Origin of the sequence: Rhodococcus sp. Chr-9 (assembly GCF_000801125.1) — a bacterium.
Taxonomy (GTDB): domain Bacteria; phylum Actinomycetota; class Actinomycetes; order Mycobacteriales; family Mycobacteriaceae; genus Rhodococcus; species Rhodococcus pyridinivorans.
In genome coordinates, this window is sequence record NZ_JTIZ01000078.1 from 1 (window position 1) to 3427 (window position 3427).

General features: G+C 38.2%; 3 protein-coding genes. All 3 read left to right on the forward strand.

Features of this window, described 5'->3' with window-relative positions; translation table 11 throughout:
• The coding region (locus tag QR64_RS26915) for a hypothetical protein (protein ID WP_039585277.1) at window positions 1–203 on the forward strand (203 nt) is incomplete at its 5' end.
• Entirely contained in the window at window positions 203–3193 is a 2991-nt protein-coding gene (locus tag QR64_RS25835; protein ID WP_036853155.1) for a tape measure protein, read from the forward strand. The genes QR64_RS26915 and QR64_RS25835, both read left to right, overlap by 1 nt.
• Window positions 3193–3427 (forward strand): phage distal tail protein domain-containing protein (locus QR64_RS25840; protein ID WP_162836417.1); only part of this gene is annotated, 235 nt, incomplete at its 3' end. The genes QR64_RS25835 and QR64_RS25840, both read left to right, overlap by 1 nt.

Consider the following 3427-nt stretch of genomic DNA (forward strand, 5'->3'; position numbering starts at 1 on the left):
GTTCATTGATTAAGAAAAAGAAAGATACTGTAAGGGAAAATAAAACTTTAGAACTTTTGACTGTTTTGGGCAATAATGAAATTGATATAACACAGTTCATGGAAATGGAACTAGAACTTGTTTATAAAATAATCGAACTTATTGCAGAGAAAAAGAAAGAGGAAAAAGAAAAAGAGAAAAGGCGTAAAAGAAAGGGTATGTAATGGCAAGTAATGCAACATTTGAGGTCGAGATATACGGTAATACAACGAAATTCGAGAACTCACTTAAAGGCGTTAATACCGCAATGTCAGGGCTTAGAGGAGAAGCTAAAAACTTACGTGAAGCTCTAAAACTTGACCCCACAAATACCGGGAAAATGGCGCAATTGCAGAAGAACTTACAAACGCAGTTGGGCTTATCACGTGACAAAGCAACAAAATTAAAAGAAGAACTTTCTACGGTTGACAAAGGGACGTCAGCAGGTCAAAAGAAATGGCTACAACTTACTAGAGATTTAGGTACAGTAGAAACACAAGCTAATAGGCTAGAGGGCGAAATTAAGCAAGTCGAGGGTGCTATTAGTTCAGGCTCTTGGAACATTGACGCTAAAATGGATACTAAAGGCGTTAATAGCGGAATTGAGGGCATGAAGTCACGCTTTAGCGGTCTTAGAGAGATTGCTGTTGGTGCATTCAGACAAATCGGTGCAAGTGCTGTTAGTGCTGTCGGTAACGGCTTAAAAGACTGGGTATCTAACGCAATGGATACTCAAAAAGCCATGATTTCATTGCAAAATACAATGAAGTTCAAAGGCAATGGAAAAGACTTTGACTATGTAAGCAAATCTATGCAGAATCTTGCTAAAGATACAAATGCAAATACCGAAGATACTTTAAAACTTTCAACAACGTTCATTGGTTTAGGCGATAGCGCTAAAAAAGCGGTCAGTAAAACAGAAGCATTAGTAAAAGCTAACCAAGCATTTGGTGGTACTGGCGAAAACCTTAAAGGTGTAGTTCAGTCTTACGGTCAAATGTCGGCAGCTGGTAAAGTTACGGCTGAAAATATTGGACAATTAACCGATAACAACACAGCTCTTGGTTCTTCTTTAAAAGACACTGTTATGAAAATGAACCCCTCATTACAGCAATACGGTTCTTTTAATGACGCTGTTTCAAAAGGCGCTGTTTCGATGGATATGCTCAACAAGGCTATGGAAAAAATGGCTAAAGGTTCGGGCGGTGGAATCAAAACTATTGGGGACGCGTGGGACAGCTTCAACGAAACAATGTCAATTGCTTTAGTGCCTACTTTGAACGCTTTAACACCTATCATTAGTGGCTTAATAGACCAGATGTCTGACTGGGGCGAAAGTGCTGGTAAAGCTGTAACAAATGTAGTTAAGTATTTCCAAGACTTGTTTCAAAAACTGCAAGAAAATGCAGCCACTTTAGCATTTTTAGAGGCTTGGGATAGCATAAAAAGTGCATTTGGTTCCATAGTTTCTATTATAGGGAATGTCATAAATTCATTTATTGGAATAAATACAGAAACAACAAAAAACGCAACAAGTATAGATAACGTAGCAAAAAGCATAGCTGTATTTGCTGGTAAATTTTCAGAAGTCACGAAAAAAATAGCTGATTTTCTGCAAAAAATTAGTGAAAGTAAAAGCGCAATAGATACTTTAAAAGTAGCTTTAGCTGCTTTGGCTAGTGTATTCGTTGCTTTGAAAGTTATTGATGGAATCATTAAGGCTGTCGAGATATATAATAAGGTTGTTGAAGCTGGTACAATTATACAAGGAGCTTTCAATGCTGTAATGGCTATGAATCCATTCGTGGCTCTTGGCATAGCAATCGCAGCCATTGTTGCTGGTTTAGTTTACTTCTTCACTCAAACCGAAACAGGTAAAAAGGTTTGGGGTAGTTTCGTAGACTTCTTAAAGAGTGCATGGGACGGAATAGTTTCATTCTTTAGCGGTATTGGTCAATGGTTTGCTGATATATGGAACGGAGCAGTTGACGGAGCTAAAGGCATTTGGCAAGGCTTAGTCGATTGGTTCAGTGGAATTGTACAAGGTGTTCAAAATATTTGGAACGGAATAACAACATTCTTTACTACTTTATGGACAACTGTTGTTACTGGTATTCAAACAGCATGGGCAGGAGTTACAGGGTTCTTCACAGGGCTATGGGACGGAATAGTAAATGTTGTTACAACTGTATTTACAACCATTGCTTCTTTAGTGACAGGTGCTTATAACTGGTTTGTTACAACTTTCCAACCTTTAATTAGTTTCTTTCAATCTATATTTGGGTTAGTTGGATCAGTAATTAATTTAGCATTCCAACTTATATTGGCTATTATTCGCGGTGCTTACCAATTAGTTATCGGAGCGTGGAACGGCATATCAGGTTTCTTTGGTGTAATATTTAACGCAGTTAGTTCAATAGTTTCAACAGTATTTAGCGCCATAGGTAGCTTTGCTGGTTCAGCTTGGGATATACTGGTTGGCGTATGGAATGCAGTTTCAGGCTTCTTTGGCGGTATATTTAACGCTGTAAAATCAGTAGTTTCAACAGTATTTAGTGCAATCGGAAGTTTTGCTTCTAGCGCTTGGGGAGTAGTTTCATCAATATGGAATGCAGTTTCAGGCTTCTTTAGTGGCATATTCAATTCTGTTCGCAGTGTCGTTAGCGGAGTGTTTAGCGCTCTTGGTGGCTTTGCTTCAAAAGCTTGGGATGCAATTTCAGGTGTATTTAACGGAGTAGCTGATTTCTTTAAGGGAGCGTTTGACGGTGCTAAAGATATAGTTAGCGGAGTATTCGAGGCTTTTGGTAAATTTGCTTCAAATGCTTGGGATGCAATAACAGGAGTATTTAAGGGCATTGGCGACTTCTTTAGCGGAATATTTGGAGGAGTCAAAGATACAATAGACAGCGTTCTTGGAGGTGTAACAGATACAATTAAAAATATCAAAGGTTCAATTGATTGGGTTGCAAGTAAAGTTGGCGGACTATTCAAAGGTTCTATGGTAGTAGGCTTAACAGATGTCAATTTATCTTCTAGCGGTTACGGTTTAAGCACTAACAGTGTATCAAGCGACAATAGAACATATAACACATTTAACGTGCAAGGCGGTGCTGGTCAAGATGTTTCTAACTTAGCGCGTGCAATCAGACGAGAATTTGAACTAGGGAGGGCTTAATGGTAAGACAGTATAAAATACATACTAACTTAGACGGAACAGACGACAAAGTTTGGGACGTTACAAATGGAAAAGTTAGATTTTACCAGCCCTCTAATTTAGGGTTACAATCAACTAATAACATCTGGCAAAGTAATGGTATTGGAATAATGGGAAAACGCTCAATTACTCAACCACAAATAGAGTTTAAGCTAGAAACGTTTGGAGAAAGTTTAGAAGAAAATTATCAATTAA

What these genes read in the sequence shown, in the direction of transcription:
- QR64_RS25835 (WP_036853155.1), top strand. Translation starts at nt 203, where the DNA reads ATGGCAAGTAATGCAACATTTGAGGTCGAGATATACGGTAATACAACG.